Raw genomic sequence first — 24,319 nt, forward strand, 5'->3', positions numbered from 1 at the left:
AAAGTTAGAGGAGATCGAGAGGAGAGGTTGATCAGCCAAATCCGGCTACAATTACGTTACATGGCGATCGAGGAAATGTCGACGACCGACACGTTCCCGGTCGTGCTCCTGTGTAAAATCGCGCAGGTCTCACGGGCCGCCTACTACAAATGGTTGAAGCGTACCGTCTCGGTACGCGAGGAGGAGAACTTGGGCTTACTTGAGGACATCCGTCTCCTCTATGACCAGGTGAACGGGACCTACGGCTATCGACGGCTCACCATGACAATCAACCGCAGACGACGTCAACATGGCCTGCCGGCATACAATGAGAAGCGGATCTATCGTCTCATGCGCATCCATGAGATCCGTTCGGTCATCCGCCAGAAACGAAAACGGTACAAAAAGTCGTCCCCGCAACATGTGGCGGAGAACCTGATGAACCGGGAATTCCGTGCGTCCCGACCGGACGAGAAATGGTGCACCGACGTCACTGAGTTCAAATATGGTGCCGGGAAGAAGGCGTATCTGAGCGCGATCATCGACCTGTATGACGGCTCGATCGTCGCCTATCGCATCGGGAAATCCAACAACAACGCGCTCGTCTTCCAGACGATGATCCCAGCCATCGTGGGGCTCCGTTCAGGAGCGAGTCCGATGATCCATAGCGACCGAGGGTTCCAATATACCTCGAGAGGGTTCAAACGCATGGTAGAAGACGCGGGGCTGACCCACAGCATGTCCCGGGTCGGACGTTGTCTCGACAACGCCCCGATTGAGGGTTTTTGGGGTACCCTGAAAGTCGAGATGTACTATTTGCGTGAGTTCCAGGCCTACAGCGAACTCACATCAGCCATCGAGGCCTACATATCGTTCTACAACCATGATCGTTTCCAGAAACGACTAAACGGCTTGAGCCCTGTCGAATACAGGACTCAAGCCGCCTAGGCTGGTTTTCATTATTTGCCCTGTCTACTTGACGGGGAGCAGTTCAACAATTGGGCGGACCTGTTTGTTAAAGGAACGTTTCAATGAGATACACCCCGACGATGCCGCCGATGACGACGAGCATCAAGTTGACCCGAAGGAATGCGAGCGTTGCGGCGACCACCCCACCCGCTAAAGCTGACGTAAGACTGGTCGTTGCCTGCAGGATGCCCGGGAAAATGAGACTGGCGAGCACCGCATAAGGCGTGAAGAGTAAAAACCGCTTCAAGAGCGGAGGTAATTTCAAGTCCCGGAGCCAAAGCAGCGGCACGAGTCGCGGGATATATGTGACGAGCGCCATAGCAAGGACGAGCAACAAGAGGCTGATCATGTTTCGTCCTCCTTATACAGCAAGGCTCCGGCTCCAGCGGCGACAATCGTGGCCAAGATGATGCTCAAGCCGGACGACAGCGGGATGAATGGAGAGACGCCGAAGTAGAGAATGGCTTGAGTCAAGACGGCGATTGCAGCCACGACGATGACCGGTTTGCGGGTAAGGGATGGGACGAGTAGGCCGATGAACATGGCGTACAAGGCGATGCCCATACTCGCTTGGACCGAGGCGGGCAAGCCGAAGGCGAGAAAAACGCCAATCCATGTTCCGACGTTCCAAGCCAAGAAGGCGATTAGGTTTAGCCCGAGCACAAAGTGACCGCGCGTCGACTCGTCACGCGTCGAGGCGACACTGAACGTCTCATCGGTCACGCCGAACGCGATGGCAGCCAGAAATCGATTCGAGGTCGTCTCGAGACGCTGGGACAACGACGCCGACATAAGGAAGTGCCGCAAGTTCAGGATGAACGTCGTCAAGATAATCTCCCAATACATCGAACCGGCCATGATCAGTTGGACGCCAATAAATTGACTGGCGCCGGCAAAAATGAATAAAGACATGGCGAGCGTGATGACGTTTGGCATATCGAATGATTTCGCAAGCAGCCCGAAAGCGATGGCAATCGGGATATAGCCGACAGCGACCGGTATACCGGCCCGCATGCCGGAACGGAAGGCGTCCTTATTCGGGATCGGTGTCATTTGCGAGACCGGAGTTGCCATGAGAACCCCTCCATTTCAGAGATGATTAGTTGTGGATTCGAGATTGGGTCACGCTTTCCTGCTCGAACCCGAAAAAAATAGGGTATATATAGGCGATAAGGAGTGTGAATATATGAGTCGTGCAGAAGAATTTATCGCATCGTATCACCGGATCGAGGATCATTTGAGTCGCGAGATGGGGGACGGCCAGCATTTCAGTTTCAGCAACATGGTCAATCGTCTTGCCAAACATAACCCAATCATTGAACGTTACAAAGAAGATTTACATCAAATGAGCCAATTGCGAAACGCCATCGTCCACGAGCGGCGCGAGCCAGATTTCATCATCGCGGAACCGCATGAATCGCTCGTTAATTTGATTCTCGAGGTGGAGAAAGAACTCCTTCATCCGCGTCAAGTCATCCCGCTGTTTCGTAAAATTGTGACGACGTTCGACGCCGATGACTCGTTGGTCGACGTCCTCGGTGAGATTCGAGATAAGAACTACTCGCAGTTCCCGGTCTATAACCATGACGGGTCATGGCGCGGGTTATTGACAAAAAAAGGAGTGACCAGCTGGCTCGCCGAAACGGTCAACGGGCCGCATGTGTCACTCGAAGGCATTCAAGTCAAGCACGTGCTCCATCACGATCCGCACCTGCGACGGTATCGGTTTATCGCGAAAGAGACATCGGTCATCGAGGCACACCATCATTTCATCAACATGAAAGACGGGGTCCGGCTCGATGCGTTGTTGATCACTGAGACAGGACAAGAAGATGAACCGCTGCTCGGTATTATCCGACCGCAAGATATTTTATACGTCATCGGTTGAGGCGCCGTGCTCGATGGCGACCTCATATTGGGTGACCGTATTGCCAAGGACGATGGGCTTCACTTCAGAAGTGCCGTCGTCCCGTTTTTTATGGGCATGTTTATACGCTCCGCTATCACGCCAATTTTCGAAGCTCGCCGCATCGCGCCATGTCGTCATGATGACGACTTGATCTTTCGTCTCGTCCGACGTATCGGTCAACACTTGCATCCGAACGAACCCATCCATCGACTCGATGCCTTTCGTCGTCTGGAAACGGGCCGTGACCGCAGCGACTTTCCCTTTTTCAACGTCTAGTTTGTTCATGACAATCCACATGCACATGTCCTCCTCTGCGATATCGTACGCGTCCATTATACCTTGAACGCATTCAATGAATCGCTCGAGATGCTCGCGTCAACGTTTCGCCCACCAGTCCTCGAACGTCCAGTTTTGTTGTTTGATTATCGTCGCTTCTTTTACACCGACATAACGAAGATGCCACGGTTCATAATTGTAGCCGGTGATTTTCTCTTTGCCTTTCGGATAGCGAACGATGAAACCATAACGGTGTGCCTGTTGGAGCATCCATTTTCCTTCAGGGGTTTGGTCGAACGAGGCATAGAGCCCCATCCGCATCCGTGCACTCGTCATATCGACGGCGAGTCCGGTCTGATGTTCGCTATGGCCGGGACGGGCGACATATTTTGAGGCGTATGCCGTGCCGCGGGTATTGACCCAATACGTGTAAAGCGATTTTTGCGTGGCATAGGAGCGATAGGCACTGAGCGCATACAGCGTATGTCCTTCTTTTCGACCGGCATAATAGAGACGAGCGAGGGCGTGAGCGGCTTCAGCGGCCATGAGGGTGCGTTCGCTTCCTTTTGTATAGACGGTCGGGATGGTCAACGTGACGAGTTGACGAGAGCGATACGTGCTCGATAGTCCGTGTTGTTTATTGACGAGTCGAAGCCGTTCTGTAGCCGTAAGTGTTGGGATCCCGGCTTTCAAATTACTAGACGGAGTGTAGTAGCGTGTGCCATTGATGTAGACGTTCGACCAGCTTCGGTTGTAGGTCGTGTAGCGGACAGGCGTATTGGTCAAAAGCGTCTTGGCGACCGGAGACGATTGCATCGCCCGCCAATACAATTTCGTCGTCTTGATGGTATAGCCTGGCTGAGGTGAAGGCGTCGCGGCAAAGGTGGACGTGGTGGGGAAGACGAGCAATAGGACGAGGAGTACACGGATGAGCTTCACAGGAAAGACCCCCTTTTTGCTGGATAGTCTTCTTTTCCCGGTTTTTAAGGGGATGAAAAGAAGAGAAATTGGGGAATAGTGAACAGGACTGTCTCCGCCTCTTGACCTGCTTCCTGTACTGCGAGAGCCCGATGTGATGGAGAGCGGGAAGTAGTACACTGAATGTAAGAGGATGGTTGAGACTAGAAAGGAGTGAACGTATGGAACTCATTTTGGTTTACCGTTATTGTTGCTCGTCTTGTTCTTCGCCTTTTTGTATTTCAACATCAAAGGGTTATCGAACATGTGGAAAGACTATGATCGGACGAAATCGATGATGCCGCTCGGGTTCTTTATCGTCGGGATTATCGGAATCTTCACCGGCGTTTGGACGTGGCTCGTCATCTTGATCTACTATGCAGTCCGTCCGAAAGCCTGACCTGACACCGTGTGCGAAAGCGCATGGTGTTTTTTTGTTATACTGGGGGTGAGGTGTTGTCATGGAGAAATTGATCAAGGCGTGGTTCATCATCACGCTCATAACGTTTGTATTATTCAAACTCGGCGAGACGATGACTGCCGCCTATACAGAAACGGCGGGTGAAGGGAATCCCTACGTGCTCGTCTTGCTCATCGGTTGGCCGTTCGTCCTGTTGTTCATCTGGATTACGATTCGGCTTGCTCGGCGTGCGGTCGAATCGGTTCATCGCCTGGGACGAGTCGGTCTTTTAGCCGGGAGCCTCGTGATGGCGGGAATCGGTCTATATATCAACGCCGGTCAAGCGGCTTCGCTCCGGGCTGGAATCCGTGCTTCTGAGAATGCGGCGTACGCCTCAGGATGGAACCAGTTCACGAACATCATTTATGCGAACCAATTGACGTTTTTCGTCTTGACGGTCAGTTGCATGGCAATCGGGGTAGCGTTTTCCTTCGTCACGCGAAAACAAACGAACGAGGAACGGCTCAACTAGCCGTTCCTCGTTCTTGTTCACTGCAATTTGTTTTGATAGAGACGAGCGTACCGGTCGGCCGCGATGATGGCATCGGCCACTTGTTCAGCGGTCACATCGAACCCACTATGAATCGTCTCACCTTCCGCCGTTGCCGCTTGACCGACTTTTAGGATGTCTTCACGGGAAGCGTCTTTCAACTTCACGTCTTCGAGTGTGACCGGCAACTCGAGCGCCATATACAAGGCGACGTAGCGGTCGAACTCTTCCTGCGTTCGGCCTTCGAGCGCAAGTTGGACGAGTGTGCCGAACGCGACTTTTTCCCCGTGCGTCAAATGGTGGATGTCTCCGTGGAGGGCGGTGAAGCCGTTATGAATGGCGTGGGCCGCTGCGAGCCCGCCGCTTTCAAAACCGAGACCACTTAGAAGTGTGTTCGCCTCGACGACGGACTCGAGTGCCGGAGTGACGACTTTGGCCTTCACCGATTCATAAGCAGGGATTCCGTAATCGAATAGCACCTCTTCGCAGCGTTTGGCGATGGCTTCCGCCGCAATCGTCGGGACACCACCCGCCATCGTTTTGCCACCGAAGGCGAGGACGCTCCGGACTTCGACCCATGTCGCGAGCGCATCGGCAATCCCCGAGGCGAGGAATCGGGCCGGGGCCTCGGCGATCAATTTCGTATCGACGAGGACCAAATCCGGGTTCTTTTTATAGAAGCGATAGCTTTCAAAGTTTCCTTCATCCGTATAGATGACGGACAAGGCGCTCGTCGGGGCATCCGTTGAGGCGATGGTCGGGACGATGACGATGCGGCCATCGAGTTCGTCGGCGACAGCTTTCGCCGTGTCGAGCGTTTTTCCGCCGCCCATTCCGATGACGAAAGCAGTATGGCTCTCTGCTGCCGCTTTGGCGATCCGTTCAATCTCGTGACGGGACGCTTCCCCGACAAAATCGGCCTTTTCTGCGTTCACGCCGCTCGACTTGAGTGAATCGGTCACCCGTTCCCCAATCAAGCGCCAGACGATGTCATCGGCAATCAAGAGAGCCTGTGATCCAAAATGGCTAACGTGCTCCCCGATGCGATCGATTGTATTTTTTCCTTGCACGTACTTGGCCGGACTGATAAATACGCGTTCTGACATATTCAACATCCTTTCTAAAGTAACAGTGACGACAGGACAACAGTAGGTTTGTTCCCGATACAGCCCCTCCTTCAAACAGTCCTACATGTGACATCTCGGTGAAACTGCTCTCAGTTTTCTTCACAACCCGCCAATAATCACGAGTAACACTATCAAAGCGACGACGGCAAGAAATCCCCAGTCGAGTACATGCTTCATCACGGTCGTTCCCTCCTGCCAGCTGATGAGACCAGTATAGATGGTGGATTGATTTCTGCCGTTCTAAAAATAGGACCTGGTCAAAAAAAGAGTAGCGTTAAGGGTTACAAGGTTTGAATGAACTCACAGCGGGAACAACTCTTTCGTATGCTTAATTTAGAAGGAGGAATTTGCAATGTCTAAACATGTACTGATTGTCACGACTTCTGCGAATCAACTGGAGAACGGTCACGCGACAGGGCTTTGGCTCGAGGAGTTTGCTGCACCGTATCTTCAATTCGAGAAACAAGGTTATAAAGTCACAGTAGCGAGCATCGAAGGTGGAGACGTGCCAATCGATGCGAACAGCCTAGAAGGCGATTTGCCGCAAGAGGTGTTGGACACGAAACACCTGTTGAAAGATACGGCGCGACTCGATCAAGTGGCCGATGACACGTATGACGCAGTCTTCCTTCCGGGAGGACATGGTACGGTCGTTGATTTCCCGAACAGTGAAACGTTACAGCGTGTCATCCGTGATACGTATGAAGGCGGAAACGTCGTCGCGGCCGTCTGTCATGGACCGATTGGACTCGTCAACGTTAATTTGAGCAACGGCGATCCGCTCGTCAAAGACAAGCGCGTGACAGGATTCACGGATGCCGAGGAACGCGAGATGCAGCTTGACTCAGCGGTACCTTTCCTCCTTGAATCGGCGATGCGCGAGCGCGGTGGAAAATTTGATGGCGCAGACAACTGGGCTGTCAACGTAACGGTCGATGAACGTCTCGTTACCGGACAAAATCCGCAATCTTCAGAACAAGTCGGGGCAGAAATCGTCAAATTGCTCGGATAATCCCACAGACAGCTTAGGTTACTCCTAAGTTGTCTTTTTTTCGGACATATGTCCTTTTCAAGCCTTCTCATCTCACGTAAAGTCAGACGAGGAGATAGGAGGAAATCGGATGGGTCTGTTGTTTGCCGTGCTTTCGGGCACGTTCATCGCATTGCAAGGGATTTTTAATGCCAAGCTCGGCTACGCGGTCGGTGCTTGGGTGTCGGTCACGGTCGTTCACCTCGTTGGCCTTGTACTTGCTCTTCTCATTTATGCGTTCAAGCGGGATGCAGACATGACGGCGTTTCGGCGCGTACCTTGGTACTATAGCTTGGGCGGTCTGTTTGGGGTGTTTGTCGTTTTCGGAGAACTGACTGCTATTCAACAGCTCGGTGTGACTTGGGCGATCTGCGTCTTGCTCGTCGCCCAATTGATCGGGGCGTTTTTGATTGATGTGAACGGATGGTTTGGTGTGAAACGGAAACCGCTCAACCAAGGTCAGCTCACAGGACTTGCCTTGATGGTCGCCGGGATTGGCATTTACACGTTCACGTAAGGGGGAGACGGATGAAAGTAGAGGCAGCACTAGAACGACTCGGGTGGGTCCACCTGTTCTCGGAACAAACATTAGAGGCATCGACGATTGTGACGTATCCGTCCGGAGCGATGCTCTGCACGAACGATAACCCGATCGAGTCTCTCTTCGTCGTGTTAGAAGGGCGTGTCAAAATCTATACGTTGAGCGAGGAAGGCAAGTTGCGCTTGCTCCGTTTAAAGATGGCCCCGACATTGATTGGGGATATCGAATACGCCAGTGGACGCAACGTACTCCACACGGTCGAGGCTGTCGGGGCAGTAACCTGTCTGCGCGTGCCGTTTGATGTTCTCCGCACGCATAACCGAACGATCGAGTTCACGGAGCATCTTCTGCGCGGCGTATCTGAGAAACTGTTCATCGAGGCGAATGCCTCGTCGAACCATCTCATGTCGACACTCGAAGAACGATTGGCGGGATATCTCGTCTCGCTCAGCGAATCAGGGAACGACTTGTTCCAAGACGAGATGAGTCAGTTGAAACGAAAAGAAGTGGCGGAATGGCTCGGGACGAGTTATCGTCATTTAAATCGGACGTTACAATCGTTCGCGGATGAAGGACTCGTCGAAAAGACGCGGACAAAAGTAACGATTTTAGATGCGACTCGATTAAAAGAACGTGCCAATGGCATGTTGTACGAATAAGGAGGCAACTCATGATAGTAGGAATCATCTGTTCGGCGGTAGCCGGCGCATTTATTAGTGTACAAGCTGCAGTCAATGCCAAGATGAACGCCCATCTGGGGGCATGGGCGACAACGGTGCTCGTCTTCATTGTCGGCTTGCTTGGATCGCTTGTCCCACTCGCTTTGTTCGGTGGTAATGTTCACGGCGTATTCGAAATCTCGCCGATATACGCGCTCGGCGGGTTGCTCGGGGTCGGTGTCGTCTTCTGTGTGATGCGAAGCATTCAATTGCTCGGACCGACGCTATCGGTGTCCATCATTCTCGTATCTCAGTTGATATGGGCGCTCGCCGTCGACCTAACGGGAGCGTTCGGGATGCAACAGTTGTCACTGTCCCCAGGGCAGGTCATCGGGTTGATGGTGTTGCTCTTAGGCGTCATCGTCTTCAAACAATCTCAAGCGGCGGCCCTGCATCAGGAAGCCGCACCCGAAGCCACTTCACGTTGAAGGGGCTTTTTTCTCGAGTGAAACGGGTACAGGTGAATAACAAATCTCTGATATGATGAGATTGTAGTACGAAATATACGCAGAGGTGATGAAAACAGTGGATTCTTCCATAGTGATCGATTTACTGATCGTTTTATTCTTGATCGTGTTGAACGGGATTTTCGCGATGACGGAAATCGCACTGATCTCGTCCAAACCGGCCAAACTTGAAGTCGAGGCGAGCCGTGGTAAACGCAGTGCCGAAATCGCACTCAAGTATTCAAAAGATCCGACCGACCTGTTATCGACGGTCCAAGTCGGAATCACGTTGATCGGGATCATCAACGGGGCTTACGGGGGTGCGCGTTTCTCGGCGCCGCTCGCCGATGTGTTCGCCAATCTTGGCATGAGTCCCCAGTACGCACCGACCGTCGGTTACGTCGTCGTCGTCACGATTATTACGTATTTGTCGCTCATCATCGGTGAGCTCGTGCCGAAACGGATTGCGCTCGTGGCTCCGGAAAAAGTCACGATGGCGATCATTCCGGCACTCGACTTATTTAGTAAAGTGATGCGACCGTTCATTTGGATTTTGTCGAAGTCGACACTCTTCCTTTTCAAATTGCTTGGCTTGAAAGCGGAGCAGTCGAGTGGTGAGACCGAGCTCGAAATCAAGCAACTCTTGTTCGAAGGAGCCCAGCAAGGGGCATTCGCACACGAGGAAGTGCAGCAGGTCGAGCGTGTGTTTGCGTTCCATGACCAGCTGATTTATGAATTGATGCAACCGCGGACGACGCTGGAATGGGTCGACCTTGAAGACGATATGGACGATATCAAGAAATCGATTTATGAGAGTAAACACAATAAACTCCCGGTCGGGCGCGATACGCTCGACGAGTTCGTCGGTTATATCGATGTCCGTGACATTTTGACATTATCGACGCTTCGGGAGCCCTCACAAATTTTGAAGCGAATCAAACAACCACTCATCGTCCCAAAACAGCGAGAAGCGAGCCAAGTGTTGCAGATGATGCAAAAGAATGGCGTCGAAATCGCCTTCGTGCTCGATGAGTACGGCGGATTCCTCGGGATGGTCACATTGTTCGATATTCTAGAAGAAATCGTCGGCGAAGTGATGATTGAAGAAGAGACACCGGAAGTCGTGCGCCGTGAAGACGGTTCGTACTTGGCCGATGGTTTGCTCGGGATTGAGGATTTGAAGCGGACGTTCGGAATTCGAGACAATCGTTTTGATGAAGGGCGTAACTCGTATCATACTCTTGCCGGACTTGTTATTTATGCGCTCGGCGATTTCCCAAAACGGGGAGACGTTGTCGAAGCATATGGTCTTCGATTCGAGGTCGTCGATATGGACGGCAAACGTGTTGACCAAGTGCTCGTATCGATGTTGCCTGAACAAACAAAAGAAGACTGACGCCGCGGCGTCAGTCTTCTTTTTTAGGCGCGTTCCATGTCTCGAATGCCGCCTGCATGAGGACGCGGGCGGTATGAAGCATCGCCCGTTCGTCCACATCGAAGCGGGGATGATGATGAGGGAAGACGGCACCGACTTCTGGGTTACCGGCTCCGGTGAAGAAGAAGCTGCCCGGTACGTGTTGCATATAATAGGCAAAATCTTCTCCGACCATGAGCGGGGGCATTTCGATGACGCCATCGGTGCCAACGACGCGAGCGGCGCTGCGACGGACGTGATCGGTCTCGATAGGATGGTTGATCACGGCGGGGTAGCCCCGGATATAGTCGAGCTCGTAGTGCGCTTCGCTCGCCGAACAGATATGGGTGATAGTCCGCTCCATCTCGGCTATAATGCGTGTTTGCGTCTCTGGTGTGAACGTCCGTACCGTGCCAGACAGCTTCGCTTCATCGGCGATGACGTTGAATGCCTGACCGGCAACGAACGTGCCGACAGTTAAGACGGCCGGTTCGAGCGGGTCGATGCGACGACTGATGACTTGTTGCAACTGGCTGACGATATTCGTTCCGACCATGACGGCATCGACCGTGTGTTGCGGGATGGCCCCGTGACCACCTTTGCCTTTGACGGTCAGTTCGAAGCGATCAGCCGCGGCCATAATCGGTCCCGTCTTCACACCAATCGTCCCGTATGGAAGCGGGGTCCAAATATGAGAGCCGTAAATATAATCGACACCGTCAAGACATCCATCTTCGATCATCGGTTTGGCCCCACCTGGCGCGAGTTCTTCTGCGAACTGGTGAATGAGGACGACATCTCCCGGAAGGTCGATTTCCGTGAGTGCTTTCGCAAGGACGAGCAACGTCGCCGTATGCGCATCATGACCGCAAGCGTGCATCGAGCCATTCACTTTCGAGCGGTACGGGACGTCCTTTAAATCTTGAATCGGCAAGGCGTCAAAGTCGGCCCGAAACGCGATGGTCGGGCCTTCGCCGCCATGAATGCGTGCGACAACACCGTTGCCACCGACATGTTCGCGCACATCGAGGCCGAGGTCGCGCAAATAAGCTGCAATCGTCCGAGGTGTCTCTCGTTCTTCGAATGAAAGTTCGGGATGTTGATGGAAGTGGCGGCGGAGCGTCACCATCTCGTCGTATAGCTCCGTCAAGCGTGAATCGAGGTCAGTCACAAGCATGATTTACACTCCTGTCCGTTGATCATTTTTGGTTGAAGCAAGGTCCATACGTCGTGTGAATTCAAATCGTCGAGAATCGGACGATGTAATAAGGTTTGCGCTTCGTCAGCCGTCACCCATCTGGCATCACTGTGCTCCTCGGAGAGGGTGACGGTCGTCGCGACCGGGTGAGCTAAATACGTCATGATGACGACTTGACGATCCGGGGCGGTCAAAAACGTCGTGGCGTACAACAATTGCTGGACCGCCACATCCAAACCGGCCTCTTCGAACACTTCCCGTTCAAGAGCGCGTTCGAGCGACTCGCCAAAGTCGAGTTTACCTCCGACGAGTTCCCACGTGCCGGGATTGACCTCGTCATCATCAGCTCGTTTGATGATGAGCATGTGGTCGTCTTGCACAATCACCGCTTTCACGGCAACAACGATGGTAGGAACGGACATAATGACACTCCTTTGTATGAATTCGTGAGAGAACCCACAGCATATATGAATCATTTTCTACATATTCCCTAAGTTATGATTATGGTATACGACAAAAGGGAATTAATACAGGAGAAAATCATGAAATGAGGTGTCGAAATGGGTTGGATTATCGCAATTGGGATTATCGTTGTCTTGGCGTTCGTCTATTTCTCGATGTACAACGGACTTGTCAAATATCGAAACTGGGTCGACGAGGCGTGGGCACAGATTGATGTACAGTTGAAACGGCGTTACGATTTGATTCCGAACTTGGTCGAAACGGTGAAGGGCTATGCCAAGCATGAGCAAGAGACGCTCGCAAAAGTTGTTGAGTTACGGAATCAACTCGGTTCGAAGACGAGCCGTCAAGAACAGATGGAAGTGAACGATCAATTGAGCGGCGCATTGAAGAATTTGTTCGCACTCCGGGAGGCATACCCAGATTTGAAAGCGAACGAGAATTTTAAGATGCTCCAAGAAGAATTGACGCAGACGGAGAATAAAGTCGCCTATTCACGGCAGTTATATAACAATACGGTCATGAAATATAACACGAAAGTCGAATCGGTCCCGACGAACATCATCGCCTCCGTCCATAATTTCGAAAAACGCGACATGCTCGAAGCACGTGAGGAAGAACGCGAAAACGTGCGTGTCTCATTCTAATGGATTGGGGTGGCGACGATGATCCTGTATGAACAAATTCGTAAAAATAAAATCAAGACCGTGTTCATCGTGGCCGGATTCGTCCTTCTCGTCTTGGCCGTTGGAGTGGTCATCTCATATTTGAACTATGGTGATCCGCTCCCAGGCCTCATCTTCACTCCGGTGTTCTCGTTGTTTTATATCGGGATTGTCATCATGTCGAGCACGAACATCGTCATGAAGATGAACCATGCCCAAGAAATCACCTCGGTCGACCAGCACCGATTTCTGTGGCATACGGTTGAGAACATGGCCATGGTCGCGCGTGTCCCGATGCCGCGCATCTTTATCATCAACGATGCGTCACCGAATGCGTTCGCGACCGGCCTGAAACCAGAGAAAGCGGCCGTCGCCGTGACGACCGGACTGCTCGATCAGTTGACGCGAGAAGAAGTCGAAGGCGTCATCGCCCATGAAGTCGCCCATATTAAAAATTACGATGTGCGATTGGCGACGGTGACGCTCGCCCTCGTCTCGGTCATCGCCATCATGAGCGATATCGGCTCACGGATGCTCTTCTTCCGAAGTGTCGGTGGCCGCCGCGACAACAACCAAAACCCGATTTTTATGATCGTCGGGCTGGTGTTATTGATTCTTGCGCCGCTCATCGCCACGCTCGTCAACTTGGCCATCTCGCGAAATCGCGAGTTTTTGGCGGATGCGAGCGGGGCCGAGTTGACGCGTAATCCGGATGCGCTCGCGTCGGCGCTAGAGAAAATCGCGAATATCCAAACACCGGTGAAGGAAGCCTCTCGCGCCTCGGCGTCGCTCTACTTTTCAGACCCGCTTAAGAAAAAGCTGAGCGGTCTGTTCTCGACGCACCCGAACCCGGCTGAACGGATTGCCAGACTTCGCAATATGTAGCCTATACGAAGGTCCTCTTTTTAGAAGAGGGCTTTTTTGTACGTGAATAGGACCAACTCATTTCGCAAATCCAGTTTGTATCAATATTAAATGGGAATGATAGTAAAAAGAGGATGAAATGGAGGAGATTCCATGTTTGAGTCGGCACTCGAGTTAGGCATTGTCCTATTTTTATTGATTTATTCCATCACGGTTTCGCTCATGTTGATGTCAGCCAAGAAGAAGAGCTGAGTGGAAGAGGGTACATGATTAAAACGGTCAAACGCGTCTATGGATCGGTCATGAACATGGCCGATTTTTTATACGATATCATGGAGAAAAATGGAAGAGGAGTGAGTGAGATTCAAACATTTATCAAGTACATAGGGATCGGACTAGCGCTGTTCATCGGGCTATCTATACTCGGTTTTTTCGGATTTAACCCGTGGCGATTACTCATCGAGGCATTCATGTGGATGACGACATACGTGTTGCCATGGATCTTTCTTTACTTTTTGATTCAATTTTACAAAACATATGAGCAAAGACAGTAAAAAAAGCCACCTCGCGCGCGAGGTGGCTTTCGTCAGTTACTCGGCGCGATGGCTCCGGAGTTTTTCAATCTCTTCGAGGACGAATTGGACGTTCGTTCCGACGATGACTTGAATATGGTTCGGGCTGACAACCTTGATACCAGGGATGCCCGCTTTCTTGATTTGGGCTTGGTCGACCGTATCCATGTCTTTCACATCGACGCGGAGACGTGTGATACATGACTCGATGCCTGTGACGTTTTGATCGCCACCGAGACCATCGTAAATCATCGCTGCCATCGCTGAATATTGACCGCCGGCAGCGACTGGAGCCGTCTTCGTTTCGCCTTCAGGAGTCGTTTCCGTTGCGACCGCGTCAACCGCTTCGTCTTACTCGCGGCCAGGTGTGGCCAAGTTGAGCTTGACGATCATGAAGCGGAAGATGACGTAGTAGATGGCACCGAAGACGAGACCTTGAACGAGCAACATGTACGGCTGGTTCGCGAGCGGTAACCGTGAGCTGAGGACAAAGTCGACAAGACCGGCGCTGAAGCCGAATCCGGCCGTCCATTGGAACGTCGGCGCATTTTCAGCGCTCCATGAAGTGACGCTGTCGATGATTGTCGCGTTCTTGGCTGGGGGGATTATTTTGAACGTCATGAAAGAAGAGCTGCCAGAAGAGCGAGACAGCAGCTTTCGTGCGTTTGCTGTCGGGCTCATCGGATACGCTTTACTGTTATTGGCCATATGAAAAGGCAACCGATCGTGGTTGCCTTTTTGCTTACAGTGAATTGGTGCTCTGATTGTCTACGTTATCATCGGCCGCAGGTGTGTCCTCATCTTGGTTCGGGCCACCGAATTGACCACCGTGATGAGGGCCATGCCCGCCTCCGTGACGTCCACCGCCAAAGCCGCGCATGTCGCCTAAGTCGTCGTAACTCGTGATGTCAGCAAAACGTTCTTCGTGGTCGGCAAGAATCGCGTCGGCCTCATCTTGCGTCAAGTCACCGGATTCGATGGCTGCCTCAAGTTTCGCTTCATGAGAAGTGATGATCGCCTCGATGAACTGTTCGATGGTGATTCCTGTTTCTTCCGCGAGTTCAGGAAGCGATTGTCCTTCTTCTCGCGCTGCTTCCACTTCGGCTTCGGTCAAACCGAGCGCCTCGAGCAAAGCGGCCTGCCCGGCTGCCCGGTCACCGAACATGCCCCGCTCGCCGCGTTCTCCGCGTTCGCATTGGGTCGTCGTTTCCGTTCCGTCGGTTATTGTCGTATCGTTCGTGGCGGCATAGACGCCGGTTCCTGAGACGGCAAGTAGGCCGGCCAGGGTGATGGCTAATTTAGATGTTTTCATATTAATCTCCTCCTTTACTACTTCAAGTGTAGGACGTGGGTGATCAAAAGTTGTGAGGGAGTTGCAAGGTTTCTGCAAATTGTCTTTGGGAAATGATGGGTTCGTTCCGCGATGCGATATAATGGGGTTGGAGGCGATAAAGATGAACGTACTCGTAGTCGAAGATGAACCGAAATTAGCGGACGGGCTCGCCCGCTTTTTAACGTACACGGGGTTTCACGTCAGTGTGGCCGGTACGCTCGCCGAGGCGAAGCGACAGCTCGAGCAACCGTTCGATGCGGTCCTGCTCGACGTTCGTCTGCCGGACGGGGAAGGATGGACGCTCATTCCAAAACTGAAGACGCTCAAGCCGCGGCCGGCCATCATCTTGGCGACGGCACGGGGAGAGGCGGATGACCGTGTGTTCGGCCTCGAGCTCGGGGCCGACGATTATTTGGTCAAACCGATCGTGTTAAAGGAACTCGAAATTCGCCTGAAACGTCTCGTCAAACAGACGGACGAGATCTCGTTCGGCGACATGATGGTGGACGCACGATCCCGTACGGTGACCGATCACGGCCAAGCGATTCGGATGACCAATAAAGAATACGAGTTGCTCCTCTTCTTCTTGAAACATAGCGGAGAAGCGCTCGATCGCAACCGCCTACTCGACGAGGTGTGGGATTATACGTTCGCCGGGGACACGCGCACGGTCGACACGCACGTCAAACAGTTGCGTGACAAATTGCCGACGATGAAGCGGTACTTGAAGACGGTGCATCGCGTCGGTTATCGATTGGAGGAAGTCCGATGAGCCGGTTGATGAAGAAGTTGCTCTGGACCGCGATTCTCCCTCTCGTCGTCATGGCGGTGCTCACATTTGGTCTGACATCACTCTTGATTGGGCGTTTCGCGGAGACGGAGAGCTATGACCAACTCGAGCGTGAAGCGGACATCGTGTATGAGGCGCTTGTGGATGGACGCGGCATACCGGGTCAACTCGATGTTCTCGTGTTTCAAGACGGGGAAGCGGTCAATCTTGATCGTGGGGGCAGGATGCGTCGACATATGTCGCCAGTCCTCGATCCAGACTTACTTTCCGAACGAGATGAGGTCAGTGTGAACGGGGCGCGGTTATTGACGTTCCTTCGGGAAAAAGGGGATGTACAAATCGTGACGTACGCACCCGTCCCGCTGTCGAATCCGCAGTTTCGTCAAATCTACGTCATTCTCGGGAGCGGGTTCTTGCTCGCGCTCATCGTCGCCGTCGGTGTGACGTATTGGATGGGGCGGCGTTTGACGTCCCCGCTCGTCGAGTTGAAGCAGGCGACCACAGCCATCATGTCGGGCCGGCATGACATCACACTACCGCCTGTCACCGACGACGAGATTGGAGATTTGACGGAAGCGGTCCGTCAGATGAACACATCACTCGAAGAGAAAGAACGGATGCAAAATACATTCATCTCAGGGGTTACGCACGATGTCCGGACCCCGCTTGCCATTGTCCGGAACGAGGCCGAAATGCTTGAACTCGGTGTCGTCAAACAAGAAGATGTGGCGGCGACGGGTCGCAGTTTAACCGAGGAAGTCGATCGGATCGATCGGCTCGTCAGTCAGATGCTCGAATACTCCAAATTATCCGCGGGCAACGTGACACTTTCGCTCGAGTCCGTTCGTTTGGATGCATTGATCAAAGAGACTGTCTCGCGGATGGATGAATGGTTCCGTCATAAGGAAGTGACGGTCACACTTGAACTCGTCGAGGACGCGGTCGTCCAGGCGGACCGATTGGCGATGGAGCGTGTGCTGTCGAACTTTCTTCAGAACGCGTATCACGCCAGTCCACTAGGAGGTGTGATCACGATCAGGCTCTCCGAGCGACGGCTTGAAATCGAAGACAAAGGGCCGGGCATTGCCGAGACGATGCGCGCCAACATCTGGGATATGTATGTGAAAGGGGACCGTTCGAACGGTCACGGACTTGGTCTGGCCATCAACAAGCTGTTGCTCGAGGCTCAAGGGCTCGTTTACGGAGTCGAATCGAGAGAGGGAAAGGGGGCGTTGTTTTGGATCGAATGGGACTAAACTTATTTTTGCGGGGTGTCCGCTTAGAGCGAGATCGGATTGAAAAGCCAGGTTACCCGTTCTCGCTACCGATTTTTGATGGATTTGATGAATTGACGCTGACGAAACCGGTCACGTTCTTGGTTGGTGAGAATGGGAGCGGGAAATCGACGTTGGTCGAAGGGATGGCCATCGCCGCTGGATTCAATCCGGAAGGCGGCGCGACGACGTTCCGTTTTGAGACCGAGTCGACACATAGCCCGCTGTTCGAAGCGCTTCGTCCGATTCGGGGCGCGTACCGGCCGAAAGATGGATTTTTCCTCCGGGCCGAGACGGCATATCAACTGTCGAGCTATGTGGATGAGATCGCGCGAACGTCGCCCGACCCGGAACGGTTTTATGCGTCCTACGGCGGTCGATCGCTCCATGAGCAGTCGCACGGGGAGGCGTTTTTGTCGCTCATGCTCCATCGTTTCCGAGACGGCGGACTGTATATTTTAGATGAGCCCGAGGCCGCCTTGTCCCCGATGCGGCAGTTGACGATGCTCGCAAGGATGCATGAACTCGTCCAGTCGGGAAGTCAATTCATCATCGCGACCCATTCGCCGATCCTCATGTCGTATCCGGACGCCGACATCCTCCAAGTCGAGACGGGACTCCGGCCGACGACGTTCGATGAACTCGAACACGTCCGTGTCATGCGCGACTTTCTAGCGGCACCGGAACGGATGCAACGCATCCTGTTCGAGGATTAGACGGTGAAATAAGAAAAGAGCGGCCGCGGCCGCTCTTTTCTTATGACTTCGTGACTTTGCGCAAGACGATGATGGCGAGACTGACGCCACCGGCAATCAACATATACGTGAGAATCTCCATCCAAGCTGTCATCAGACATCCTCCTCCGCGAAGACGGCCAAGTCCCCTTGAGGCATGGCGACGAGTAAGAAGTGTTCGCCTCCGAGCGGACGGGCGTCTCCGGCCTGCCAACTTTCATACTGTTCGTGATAGCCGTTCACGAACAGGACGGCTCCAGATTCAAATGTCAGTTCAAGATGGGGATTGTCTTCAGATAACAGGATGGAACGGACGCGTTCACGCCGGAGTCCGACGAGGTGATGGAGTTGTTCATCTTCGTTGAACAACGGTCCCGATGAATGGACGTACCAAGGTCCTTCAATCGAGAGCCACGACTCGTTGCCGTCTCGGTTGAAGTAGAGTAGATGATGATTGGGGCCAGAACCGAAGTCGATTCCGACGAAGGAAGATGCGTTAAACAAATGCTGTAAAATCCGTGTTGCTTCAAGATGTTCGGTACGGGTCACGCTTCCACCTCGCTTAAATGGGTTAGTTAATTCCATCATTCCACGTTACTTCGCTAAAGTAAATGAAAGGATTATGTGAAATCACTCATATGAGAAGAAACAAGCGAGTTCGACAACTTATGGAAAATACTTCAAGTAAGTTAAAAGTTTGGTCAGTGATTGGACAAATCCGGTCCCGCGTTCGATGATTCGACTTATAATCAAAAGTATAGATGACTCGATGAAACGAGGGGTAACCATGGTTTATGGCCTATTGATTGGCGGCATCATCCTAATCACCATCGTCCTCAACGTCCTTCGGTTGATGACGACCCCCGCCTTGAATCGCTGGCTGCTCGCCGGAACGAGCAGCCTTGTCGTGATTTGGCACGGGGTGTTGTTCGATTTTTATGATTTACATTGGTCAGTGCTGTTATTGATTATGACAGGGCTCGTCTGTTTTCACTGGAAAGGCATGACTGTTGCAATTATGGTCAGCTGGCTTTTAGTATACAGTCAATCCGGGATACTATCCTTTCCACTGTTGCTCAGTTATGTCTTTATTGGCCTAGGAGCCGCGCTGCTCTTTGGTTACATCAACCAGTTGAAGCGAGAGCGATCAGGCCGGTTGCGGATGCTGACGGTGAGTTCCCGTCAATTGAACGTGTTCCGGGAAGTCAGTTTTACGATGCAAGACACGCTCGACCCGGACCGATTGCTGCAAACGATTTTGACATCGGTGACGGCGGGGCACGGGCTCGGGTTTAACCGTTCAATCATCTTTTTTGCGGATTTGGAAAAAGATAGCATTTACGGAGTGATGGGAACAGGACCGATGAATCCAGAAGACGGCTTTCAAATTTGGGAAGAAATTACGCGCCAACATTATGACCTCCAAGGACTGATTGATGAGAAGGAGACGGACTCGACGCACGATGAACAGTTGAACGAACGAATTCGGAAGATGACGATCCCGTTTCATGGAGACCACCTGTTCAAACAGACGCTCGACTCGGGACGGCCGCTCCACGTGTATGCGAGCATCACCGACGATCCGGTGCTGCGCATGTTACATACCGACTTACAGATGGACGAGTGCACGATTTTCCCGCTCCATCATCAAGGAATTCCATACGGACTTCTCGTCATCGACAATGTCGTCAATAAAAAACCAATCACCCCTCAAAAGATTGACAGTGTCCGACCGATTGCGGAACAAGCCTCGCTTGCGCTCCATCAGACGATGCTGTACCAGCGCATCGAGACGTTGGCGCTTCGTGACGGGTTGACGCGTCTTAAAAACCATCGCTCGTTTGAACAAGATTTGGACGTTTTGTTCCGGGAGTGCGAAACGGACGAGCTGTCACTGATTGTGATGGATATTGACCATTTCAAGCATTTCAACGACACAAACGGTCACTTGGCTGGAAATGAGTTACTCACGCGGCTCGCGAGTGTCATTCGACGAAGCGTGCCGGATGAACAGATGGCGTATCGGTTCGGTGGCGAAGAGTTTGTCGTTCTCTTGCCGCAGTTCGACGAAGTCGAGGCGTCCCACGTCGCGGAGACGATTCGTGCGGCCGTGCTCGGCACCAACTTCATGTACGGGGAGCGACAACCAGGTGGTCAGTTAACGCTGAGCTTCGGTGTCGCTTCGAAGCACACGCTTCACGAACAGTCACGCGAACGGTTGATTGAGTGCGCCGATCAAGCGTTGTACGCGGCCAAATCACGAGGGAAAAACCAAGTCTGCCGCTGGGAAGGGGTGCCGCTATGACCGAATTCAGTGTCATGATCATGACCGTCGCCTTTATCGCGACCATCTTGTTTACGAGCCGTCCAAGTTATCGGTTTGTGACGGGTAGTGTGGCCAACCGACACGCGGAGGCACTGGGCGTCTCGCTGAAAGACGTCTCATTCTCGTTCGACCAAATGGTGTATTTCATCGCCTTGCCGACAACGATTCCCGAAGTGCGGGATGCGATGAAAGAAGAGCTGGTCGTCGAACCGTATTATGAGTCGTATTTCTTTCCCGATGTGAACGGGGTCCAAGTTTCCGTGAAGTCGGAGGATGCGGTAGTCCCCATCGCGTATTTACCAATCGATGATTTTAGTCTCCCTGTGTTAGATCGACATTTGGAAACAGGGACGATTGATGAGCGGGTCAACCGAACGATTCGGGCACACATGATCGTTCATGAGCGTACGCTCGAAGCGATTCGAGACGAGGTGTATCATCACCTCCATGAAGACCGCCTGACCCAATAAAAGGGTTTCCATCACAAACTCGTGATGGGAAACCCTTTTTTACTTGGCTAACATGTGAAACCGTGAGGCACCGATCAAGTTGGCCTCGTTGAAGTGGGCACACGTCTCGACGTCGATGCGGAATGTTCCGAACGCGTCGCAAAGCGCATCCAAGTGTCGCTTGATGCCGTCCCGAACTTCCGGGCGACGACTGATGCCGCCACCGATTAAAATACGCTCCGGGTCGAGCCCGAATCGGAGGTTGTAGATGCCAATCGCGTTCCAGCGATAGAAGCGCTCCAGTTCCACCTGGATGATTGGGTCGCTTTGAAGCGCGAATACATCTTTTCCGGTAAGGGGACGTCCGAGTTGCTCACTGCATCGATGGACAAGAGCGGCCGTGGCACCGATTTTACTCCATGTCCCATCTGGGTGGGGAAGCGACGGGTCGAGAATCCAATATCCGAACTCACCGCCATGGAAGTGGGATCCGATCATCACCTGATCATGGTCGACGAATGCTCCGCCAACGCCCGTCCCGATGACGACGGTCGCATAGCTCGTCACCGACGCCGCGGCACCGGTCCATCCTTCTGCGAGCGCTGCCGCGTTGGCATCGTTCAAGACAGTGACAGGCAAGTCGTACCGCTCTTTGAACGCCTGTAAGAAAGGACGATCATGAATTAGGGAAGTGCACTGATTCCATGAATCACTCCGGTCGTCGAATCGACGGCGCCGGGCGCACTGAAGCCGATACCGTCGAAGCGGGCTTCGGCGGTCGTTTCGTTAAAGATCACATCGACTTGTTCGAGCAAGCCGTCCCACGTCGCAGGGGTTGGGACGTGTTTGTTTGACAGTAGGGTGCCATCGGATCGGACGACTCCGTATTTGATACTGGTTCCACCGATATCGATGGCTAAATAATGTTGCATGCTGTTCTACTCCTTTATGTGGGGGATGACAGGGGATATTATGACACATTTTTTTGCGTGTTATGATAAACATAGTAAAAAAACATATTCGTAAATCGGGAGGTTCTCTCTCATGAACGTTCACATTGAACAAGCCGGGTATGAACGCGGTGAGGCGGTCATCGAGGCCATCCGGTTCGAGGTCCGCCCGGGCGAAATCGTCGGGATGATTGGATCGAACGGGGCCGGGAAGAGTACGACGCTCGCCTGTCTCACCGGAACGATCCCGTGGATGCGTGGAACGGTGCAAATCGACCGCTACGCCTATATCCCCGAGCAACCGGTGTACTATGATTATTTGACGCTCGAGGAACATATCGCTCTCGTGTTGGAATTGACGGACGTTGATAATCGTGAGCGGACGGAAGAACTGATCCGGTTGTTTCGGTTCGAGACGGTCCGCCACGACTATATCTCCTCGTTCTCAAAAGGGATGAAGCAAAAAGCGATGATCCTCTTGGCGCTCATCCAAGAAGCGAAGTTTCTCCTTGTCGACGAACCGTTCGTTGGACTCGATGCGACGACGACGATCCAGTTGCTTCGTTTACTTGAAGCGGAACGTCGTCAAGGTACCGGGGTGCTTCTCGTCACCCACGTCCTCGATACGGCAGAGCGGTTATGCGACCGCTTCGTCTGGATCGATGACGGACGCATGCTCGCGGGCGGGACAAAAGAAGAGTTGCGTCTCAGCCTGCAAACCGAAGGCAAGTCGCTGTTCGATATGATGGAAGATGTGGTCATGCGATGAATGAACATCAGCTGTTCGTTAGACGTGTCCGCACCCATGTGACCAAGCAGTGGAAGACGTGGCGGCTCATCTTGGATTGGACAGTCGTTCTATACGGCGTCATTCCGTTCGCCATCTTTCTCGGGTATCAATACCGATTGCTTTGGCAAGGCGAAATCGAGTGGGTGAGTCAGGTGCCGATGTTCGTTTGGGCGCTTGGAATTGGAATCGTCCTCCTTAGAAATCCGTTTTTCGTCTGGGTCGAACGGGCGGACGTGACGCTGGTGGCCAAACGTTCTTTGATTGATAAATTGAAGCACGATTCGTTGCTCTATCAAGCCCTCAAACTCGGTGCAATGTTCCTCTTTGTTTTGTCGGCGTTCATGCCCGTGCTTTGGCTTGACGGTTGGTCCGTTGCCTCTATATTCGCATTCGGGATTAGCCTCCTATTTTTGACCGGGATTCATACGTGGATCCGTTATCAGTTGACGGTCCGGCGCAGCCATTGGATGTTACGAGTTACGGTCACGTGTGTGACGTTCGTTTGTATGTATGCGCTCCTCATCGACTCACCTTTATGGTCGGCCGTACTCGGCAGTGGTCTTGTTGCATTTGCGATGTATGTCGGAGAAGGGTGGCTGTCACGCCACCCATATCTTAGCCAAGAACTCGAACGGAGTGAGGCGTTGCGTACCGCCTTTGACCGGGCATTATTATCGACGTCGGGCGCCATCGAGAAGCCGAGCCGGCGCAAGCGTCCGCTCTATCGACCGAGACCGAATCGGTTTGGGACCGCCCGGCGCACGACGGCCATCTTACTTTATATACGGACGCCGCGTCATCGGAACTTATGGCTGCGTCTCATCCCGCTTGCCGTCACGGGGATGCTCCTCGTACCGAGTTGGTTTAAGTTGCTCATCCCGCTCTACGTCGGCTATGTGATGTGGCAAGAACGACAGGCGTTCAAACAAGAGATGGAGCGGCATCCGTTTTTCCGTGCCATCCAAGAAAGGACACATTCATGACTGAACAAGACTATGAACGATTGCTCCAAATCGAGACGGCGAAACCGCAACAAGGGTTCCCGGCCTCGGCCGAATACCACCGCTATGAACCGACTCCTTATGAGGCGCTCGACTTGTTGCGTGACGCCTATCCGCTCGCGGCCACGGACACGGTCGTCGACTTCGGTTCGGGGAAAGGGCGCCTCCCGTTTTATCTCGCCTATACGTTCCGAGTTCGGGCCATTGGCATCGAAATGGATGGCGGCTTCCACGAAGCGGCACTTGAGAATTGGATGAACTACGCCAAGAAACACCGGACGCGTGGCAGTGTCCAGCTCGTCCGCGGCTACGCCGAACAGTTTGAGGTGCCGGCTGAGGCGAACCGCTTTTATTTCTTCAACCCGTTCTCGGTGAACGTGTTCCGGCAGGTCGTTGCGAACATCATCGAGTCGGTCGAGCGCGCACAGCGTCCGGTCGACCTCATCCTCTATTATCCGGCCGATGAGTACTTACATTTTTTGAATGACGAGACGCCTTTCCGCTACGTACAGGACGTTCGCTTGCCGTTAAAGAATCTCCATGAGCGCTTTCTTATTTATCGTTTTGATATGATGGAGTCATCTTGGTAAATGG

General features: G+C 52.8%; 31 protein-coding genes and 1 pseudogene. 20 read left to right on the plus strand and 12 right to left on the minus strand.

The window, feature by feature from the left end:
- Positions 1-927 (plus strand): IS3 family transposase (locus KNP02_RS12225; RefSeq protein ID WP_214709640.1); only part of this gene is annotated, 927 nt, incomplete at its 5' end.
- 67 nt (positions 928-994) lie between these two features.
- Here the strand turns inward: KNP02_RS12225 and KNP02_RS12230 are convergent.
- Complete coding sequence (locus KNP02_RS12230; protein ID WP_138860152.1) at positions 995-1,297, minus strand: AzlD domain-containing protein; 303 nt, start codon at positions 1,295-1,297, stop codon at positions 995-997.
- Complete coding sequence (locus tag KNP02_RS12235; RefSeq protein WP_214709642.1) at positions 1,294-2,022, minus strand: AzlC family ABC transporter permease; 729 nt, start codon at positions 2,020-2,022, stop codon at positions 1,294-1,296. Before KNP02_RS12235 ends, KNP02_RS12230 begins: the two co-directional genes overlap by 4 nt.
- A gap of 112 nt (positions 2,023-2,134) precedes the next feature.
- Between KNP02_RS12235 and KNP02_RS12240 the strand changes: the two genes are divergently transcribed.
- Positions 2,135-2,836: a CBS domain-containing protein gene (locus KNP02_RS12240; RefSeq protein WP_131471717.1), complete on the plus strand. Its 702-nt coding sequence runs from the start codon at positions 2,135-2,137 to the stop codon at positions 2,834-2,836.
- On the opposite strand, the gene KNP02_RS12245 is transcribed toward KNP02_RS12240, so the two are convergent.
- Both KNP02_RS12245 and KNP02_RS12250 read right to left on the minus strand, forming a co-directional pair.
- Complete coding sequence (locus tag KNP02_RS12245; RefSeq protein WP_034780505.1) at positions 2,819-3,154, minus strand: antibiotic biosynthesis monooxygenase; 336 nt, start codon at positions 3,152-3,154, stop codon at positions 2,819-2,821. The two genes, KNP02_RS12240 and KNP02_RS12245, sit on opposite strands and share 18 nt — an antisense overlap.
- Positions 3,155-3,232: 78 nt before the next feature.
- A complete protein-coding gene (locus KNP02_RS12250; RefSeq protein ID WP_214709644.1) occupies positions 3,233-4,072 on the minus strand; it encodes a M15 family metallopeptidase in 840 nt (279 codons plus the stop codon).
- A 283-nt stretch (positions 4,073-4,355) separates the two neighbouring features.
- On the opposite strand from KNP02_RS12250, the gene KNP02_RS15015 reads away from it, so the two are divergent.
- Together KNP02_RS15015 and KNP02_RS12260 are read left to right on the plus strand one after the other, a co-directional pair.
- A complete protein-coding gene (locus KNP02_RS15015; protein WP_256442104.1) occupies positions 4,356-4,490 on the plus strand; it encodes a hypothetical protein in 135 nt (44 codons plus the stop codon).
- A gap of 61 nt (positions 4,491-4,551) precedes the next feature.
- A complete protein-coding gene (locus KNP02_RS12260) occupies positions 4,552-5,022 on the plus strand; it encodes a hypothetical protein (RefSeq protein WP_034780511.1) in 471 nt (156 codons plus the stop codon).
- 17 nt (positions 5,023-5,039) lie between these two features.
- On the opposite strand, the gene KNP02_RS12265 is transcribed toward KNP02_RS12260, so the two are convergent.
- A complete protein-coding gene (locus KNP02_RS12265) occupies positions 5,040-6,146 on the minus strand; it encodes a glycerol dehydrogenase (RefSeq protein WP_214709648.1) in 1,107 nt (368 codons plus the stop codon).
- A 373-nt stretch (positions 6,147-6,519) separates the two neighbouring features.
- On the opposite strand from KNP02_RS12265, the gene KNP02_RS12270 reads away from it, so the two are divergent.
- From KNP02_RS12270 to KNP02_RS12290, 5 genes are all read left to right on the plus strand, one after another.
- Positions 6,520-7,179: a type 1 glutamine amidotransferase domain-containing protein gene (locus tag KNP02_RS12270; protein WP_034780515.1), complete on the plus strand. Its 660-nt coding sequence runs from the start codon at positions 6,520-6,522 to the stop codon at positions 7,177-7,179.
- A gap of 109 nt (positions 7,180-7,288) precedes the next feature.
- Positions 7,289-7,714, plus strand: coding sequence for a DMT family transporter (locus tag KNP02_RS12275; protein WP_131471709.1), 426 nt, complete (start codon positions 7,289-7,291; stop codon positions 7,712-7,714).
- Between the two features lie 11 nt (positions 7,715-7,725).
- Positions 7,726-8,397 (plus strand): Crp/Fnr family transcriptional regulator, encoded by a 672-nt coding sequence (locus KNP02_RS12280; RefSeq protein WP_114164987.1) that lies wholly within the window; start codon positions 7,726-7,728, stop codon positions 8,395-8,397.
- Between the two features lie 11 nt (positions 8,398-8,408).
- Positions 8,409-8,885, plus strand: coding sequence for a DMT family transporter (locus KNP02_RS12285; protein ID WP_131471707.1), 477 nt, complete (start codon positions 8,409-8,411; stop codon positions 8,883-8,885).
- A gap of 88 nt (positions 8,886-8,973) precedes the next feature.
- Positions 8,974-10,299, plus strand: a complete 1,326-nt coding sequence (locus tag KNP02_RS12290; protein WP_138860144.1) for a hemolysin family protein — start codon at positions 8,974-8,976, stop codon at positions 10,297-10,299.
- 10 nt (positions 10,300-10,309) lie between these two features.
- Here KNP02_RS12290 and KNP02_RS12295 read toward each other — a convergent pair whose 3' ends face one another.
- Together KNP02_RS12295 and KNP02_RS12300 are read right to left on the minus strand one after the other, a co-directional pair.
- On the minus strand, positions 10,310-11,494 hold the full coding sequence (locus tag KNP02_RS12295) for a M20 metallopeptidase family protein (protein WP_214709650.1): 1,185 nt from the start codon (positions 11,492-11,494) through the stop codon (positions 10,310-10,312).
- The gene (locus KNP02_RS12300; RefSeq protein WP_214709652.1) at positions 11,485-11,937 is read right to left on the minus strand and encodes an NUDIX hydrolase; all 453 of its coding nucleotides are present in this window, start codon (positions 11,935-11,937) and stop codon (positions 11,485-11,487) included. Before KNP02_RS12300 ends, KNP02_RS12295 begins: the two co-directional genes overlap by 10 nt.
- A gap of 138 nt (positions 11,938-12,075) precedes the next feature.
- Here KNP02_RS12300 and KNP02_RS12305 point away from each other — a divergent pair, with 138 nt between their 5' ends.
- From KNP02_RS12305 to KNP02_RS12315, 3 genes are all read left to right on the plus strand, one after another.
- Positions 12,076-12,624: a LemA family protein gene (locus tag KNP02_RS12305; protein WP_021067978.1), complete on the plus strand. Its 549-nt coding sequence runs from the start codon at positions 12,076-12,078 to the stop codon at positions 12,622-12,624.
- A gap of 21 nt (positions 12,625-12,645) precedes the next feature.
- Positions 12,646-13,527, plus strand: coding sequence for a zinc metalloprotease HtpX (gene htpX, locus KNP02_RS12310; protein ID WP_232819448.1), 882 nt, complete (start codon positions 12,646-12,648; stop codon positions 13,525-13,527).
- A gap of 245 nt (positions 13,528-13,772) precedes the next feature.
- A complete protein-coding gene (locus KNP02_RS12315) occupies positions 13,773-14,060 on the plus strand; it encodes a hypothetical protein (protein ID WP_114164982.1) in 288 nt (95 codons plus the stop codon).
- A gap of 36 nt (positions 14,061-14,096) precedes the next feature.
- On the opposite strand, the pseudogene KNP02_RS12320 reads toward KNP02_RS12315, so the two are convergent.
- Positions 14,097-14,624 (minus strand): annotated as a pseudogene (locus KNP02_RS12320) (glucose PTS transporter subunit EIIB); the annotation flags it as partial.
- A 196-nt stretch (positions 14,625-14,820) separates the two neighbouring features.
- Positions 14,821-15,390: a hypothetical protein gene (locus tag KNP02_RS12325; protein WP_214709654.1), complete on the minus strand. Its 570-nt coding sequence runs from the start codon at positions 15,388-15,390 to the stop codon at positions 14,821-14,823.
- A 142-nt stretch (positions 15,391-15,532) separates the two neighbouring features.
- On the opposite strand from KNP02_RS12325, the gene KNP02_RS12330 reads away from it, so the two are divergent.
- The 3 genes from KNP02_RS12330 to KNP02_RS12340 are packed head-to-tail and all read left to right on the plus strand — an operon-like array spanning position 15,533 to position 18,191.
- On the plus strand, positions 15,533-16,183 hold the full coding sequence (locus tag KNP02_RS12330; protein ID WP_214709656.1) for a response regulator transcription factor: 651 nt from the start codon (positions 15,533-15,535) through the stop codon (positions 16,181-16,183).
- Positions 16,180-17,457, plus strand: coding sequence for a sensor histidine kinase (locus KNP02_RS12335; RefSeq protein ID WP_214709659.1), 1,278 nt, complete (start codon positions 16,180-16,182; stop codon positions 17,455-17,457). Before KNP02_RS12330 ends, KNP02_RS12335 begins: the two co-directional genes overlap by 4 nt.
- Positions 17,448-18,191 carry an AAA family ATPase gene (locus KNP02_RS12340; RefSeq protein ID WP_214709661.1) on the plus strand — a complete coding sequence of 248 codons (744 nt, stop codon included), beginning with the start codon at positions 17,448-17,450 and terminating at the stop codon, positions 18,189-18,191. The genes KNP02_RS12335 and KNP02_RS12340 overlap by 10 nt, the downstream gene beginning before the upstream one ends.
- A gap of 132 nt (positions 18,192-18,323) precedes the next feature.
- On the opposite strand, the gene KNP02_RS12345 is transcribed toward KNP02_RS12340, so the two are convergent.
- Positions 18,324-18,758, minus strand: coding sequence for a hypothetical protein (locus KNP02_RS12345; protein ID WP_131471690.1), 435 nt, complete (start codon positions 18,756-18,758; stop codon positions 18,324-18,326).
- Between the two features lie 238 nt (positions 18,759-18,996).
- Between KNP02_RS12345 and KNP02_RS12350 the strand changes: the two genes are divergently transcribed.
- Together KNP02_RS12350 and KNP02_RS12355 are read left to right on the plus strand one after the other, a co-directional pair.
- Positions 18,997-20,514, plus strand: coding sequence for a sensor domain-containing diguanylate cyclase (locus KNP02_RS12350; protein ID WP_214709663.1), 1,518 nt, complete (start codon positions 18,997-18,999; stop codon positions 20,512-20,514).
- Entirely contained in the window at positions 20,511-21,005 is a 495-nt protein-coding gene (locus tag KNP02_RS12355; RefSeq protein WP_214709665.1) for a hypothetical protein, read from the plus strand. Before KNP02_RS12350 ends, KNP02_RS12355 begins: the two co-directional genes overlap by 4 nt.
- A gap of 39 nt (positions 21,006-21,044) precedes the next feature.
- On the opposite strand, the gene KNP02_RS12360 is transcribed toward KNP02_RS12355, so the two are convergent.
- Together KNP02_RS12360 and KNP02_RS12365 are read right to left on the minus strand one after the other, a co-directional pair.
- Positions 21,045-21,668 carry an ROK family protein gene (locus KNP02_RS12360; RefSeq protein WP_214709735.1) on the minus strand — a complete coding sequence of 208 codons (624 nt, stop codon included), beginning with the start codon at positions 21,666-21,668 and terminating at the stop codon, positions 21,045-21,047.
- Positions 21,668-21,916 carry an ROK family protein gene (locus KNP02_RS12365; RefSeq protein WP_214709667.1) on the minus strand — a complete coding sequence of 83 codons (249 nt, stop codon included), beginning with the start codon at positions 21,914-21,916 and terminating at the stop codon, positions 21,668-21,670. Before KNP02_RS12365 ends, KNP02_RS12360 begins: the two co-directional genes overlap by 1 nt.
- A 112-nt stretch (positions 21,917-22,028) precedes the next feature.
- Here KNP02_RS12365 and KNP02_RS12370 point away from each other — a divergent pair, with 112 nt between their 5' ends.
- Genes KNP02_RS12370 through KNP02_RS12380 form a run of 3 tightly spaced genes read left to right on the plus strand, consistent with a single transcriptional unit; the run spans position 22,029 to position 24,315 of the window.
- The gene (locus KNP02_RS12370; RefSeq protein WP_214709669.1) at positions 22,029-22,703 is read left to right on the plus strand and encodes an ABC transporter ATP-binding protein; all 675 of its coding nucleotides are present in this window, start codon (positions 22,029-22,031) and stop codon (positions 22,701-22,703) included.
- Complete coding sequence (locus tag KNP02_RS12375) at positions 22,700-23,707, plus strand: ABC transporter permease (protein WP_214709670.1); 1,008 nt, start codon at positions 22,700-22,702, stop codon at positions 23,705-23,707. The genes KNP02_RS12370 and KNP02_RS12375 overlap by 4 nt, the downstream gene beginning before the upstream one ends.
- Positions 23,704-24,315, plus strand: coding sequence for a class I SAM-dependent methyltransferase (locus tag KNP02_RS12380; RefSeq protein ID WP_029596332.1), 612 nt, complete (start codon positions 23,704-23,706; stop codon positions 24,313-24,315). Before KNP02_RS12375 ends, KNP02_RS12380 begins: the two co-directional genes overlap by 4 nt.
- Positions 24,316-24,319 lie beyond the last annotated feature (4 nt).

It is taken from the genome of Exiguobacterium sp. s40 (assembly GCF_018617905.1).
Lineage (GTDB): Bacteria > Bacillota > Bacilli > Exiguobacteriales > Exiguobacteriaceae > Exiguobacterium > Exiguobacterium mexicanum_A.

Coding starts and splice junctions, on each gene's coding strand:
- KNP02_RS12230 (WP_138860152.1), bottom strand. CDS start 1,297: ATGATCAGCCTCTTGTTGCTCGTCCTTGCTATGGCGCTCGTCACATAT.
- KNP02_RS12235 (WP_214709642.1), bottom strand. CDS start 2,022: ATGGCAACTCCGGTCTCGCAAATGACACCGATCCCGAATAAGGACGCC.
- KNP02_RS12240 (WP_131471717.1), top strand. CDS start 2,135: ATGAGTCGTGCAGAAGAATTTATCGCATCGTATCACCGGATCGAGGAT.
- KNP02_RS12245 (WP_034780505.1), bottom strand. CDS start 3,154: ATGTGGATTGTCATGAACAAACTAGACGTTGAAAAAGGGAAAGTCGCT.
- KNP02_RS15015 (WP_256442104.1), top strand. CDS start 4,356: ATGTGGAAAGACTATGATCGGACGAAATCGATGATGCCGCTCGGGTTC.
- KNP02_RS12260 (WP_034780511.1), top strand. CDS start 4,552: ATGGAGAAATTGATCAAGGCGTGGTTCATCATCACGCTCATAACGTTT.
- KNP02_RS12265 (WP_214709648.1), bottom strand. CDS start 6,146: ATGTCAGAACGCGTATTTATCAGTCCGGCCAAGTACGTGCAAGGAAAA.
- KNP02_RS12270 (WP_034780515.1), top strand. CDS start 6,520: ATGTCTAAACATGTACTGATTGTCACGACTTCTGCGAATCAACTGGAG.
- KNP02_RS12275 (WP_131471709.1), top strand. CDS start 7,289: ATGGGTCTGTTGTTTGCCGTGCTTTCGGGCACGTTCATCGCATTGCAA.
- KNP02_RS12280 (WP_114164987.1), top strand. CDS start 7,726: ATGAAAGTAGAGGCAGCACTAGAACGACTCGGGTGGGTCCACCTGTTC.
- KNP02_RS12285 (WP_131471707.1), top strand. CDS start 8,409: ATGATAGTAGGAATCATCTGTTCGGCGGTAGCCGGCGCATTTATTAGT.
- KNP02_RS12290 (WP_138860144.1), top strand. CDS start 8,974: ATGAAAACAGTGGATTCTTCCATAGTGATCGATTTACTGATCGTTTTA.
- KNP02_RS12295 (WP_214709650.1), bottom strand. CDS start 11,494: ATGCTTGTGACTGACCTCGATTCACGCTTGACGGAGCTATACGACGAG.
- KNP02_RS12300 (WP_214709652.1), bottom strand. CDS start 11,937: ATGTCCGTTCCTACCATCGTTGTTGCCGTGAAAGCGGTGATTGTGCAA.
- KNP02_RS12305 (WP_021067978.1), top strand. CDS start 12,076: ATGGGTTGGATTATCGCAATTGGGATTATCGTTGTCTTGGCGTTCGTC.
- KNP02_RS12315 (WP_114164982.1), top strand. CDS start 13,773: ATGATTAAAACGGTCAAACGCGTCTATGGATCGGTCATGAACATGGCC.
- KNP02_RS12325 (WP_214709654.1), bottom strand. CDS start 15,390: ATGAAAACATCTAAATTAGCCATCACCCTGGCCGGCCTACTTGCCGTC.
- KNP02_RS12330 (WP_214709656.1), top strand. CDS start 15,533: ATGAACGTACTCGTAGTCGAAGATGAACCGAAATTAGCGGACGGGCTC.
- KNP02_RS12335 (WP_214709659.1), top strand. CDS start 16,180: ATGAGCCGGTTGATGAAGAAGTTGCTCTGGACCGCGATTCTCCCTCTC.
- KNP02_RS12340 (WP_214709661.1), top strand. CDS start 17,448: ATGGGACTAAACTTATTTTTGCGGGGTGTCCGCTTAGAGCGAGATCGG.
- KNP02_RS12350 (WP_214709663.1), top strand. CDS start 18,997: ATGGTTTATGGCCTATTGATTGGCGGCATCATCCTAATCACCATCGTC.
- KNP02_RS12355 (WP_214709665.1), top strand. CDS start 20,511: ATGACCGAATTCAGTGTCATGATCATGACCGTCGCCTTTATCGCGACC.
- KNP02_RS12365 (WP_214709667.1), bottom strand. CDS start 21,916: ATGCAACATTATTTAGCCATCGATATCGGTGGAACCAGTATCAAATAC.
- KNP02_RS12370 (WP_214709669.1), top strand. CDS start 22,029: ATGAACGTTCACATTGAACAAGCCGGGTATGAACGCGGTGAGGCGGTC.
- KNP02_RS12375 (WP_214709670.1), top strand. CDS start 22,700: ATGAATGAACATCAGCTGTTCGTTAGACGTGTCCGCACCCATGTGACC.
- KNP02_RS12380 (WP_029596332.1), top strand. CDS start 23,704: ATGACTGAACAAGACTATGAACGATTGCTCCAAATCGAGACGGCGAAA.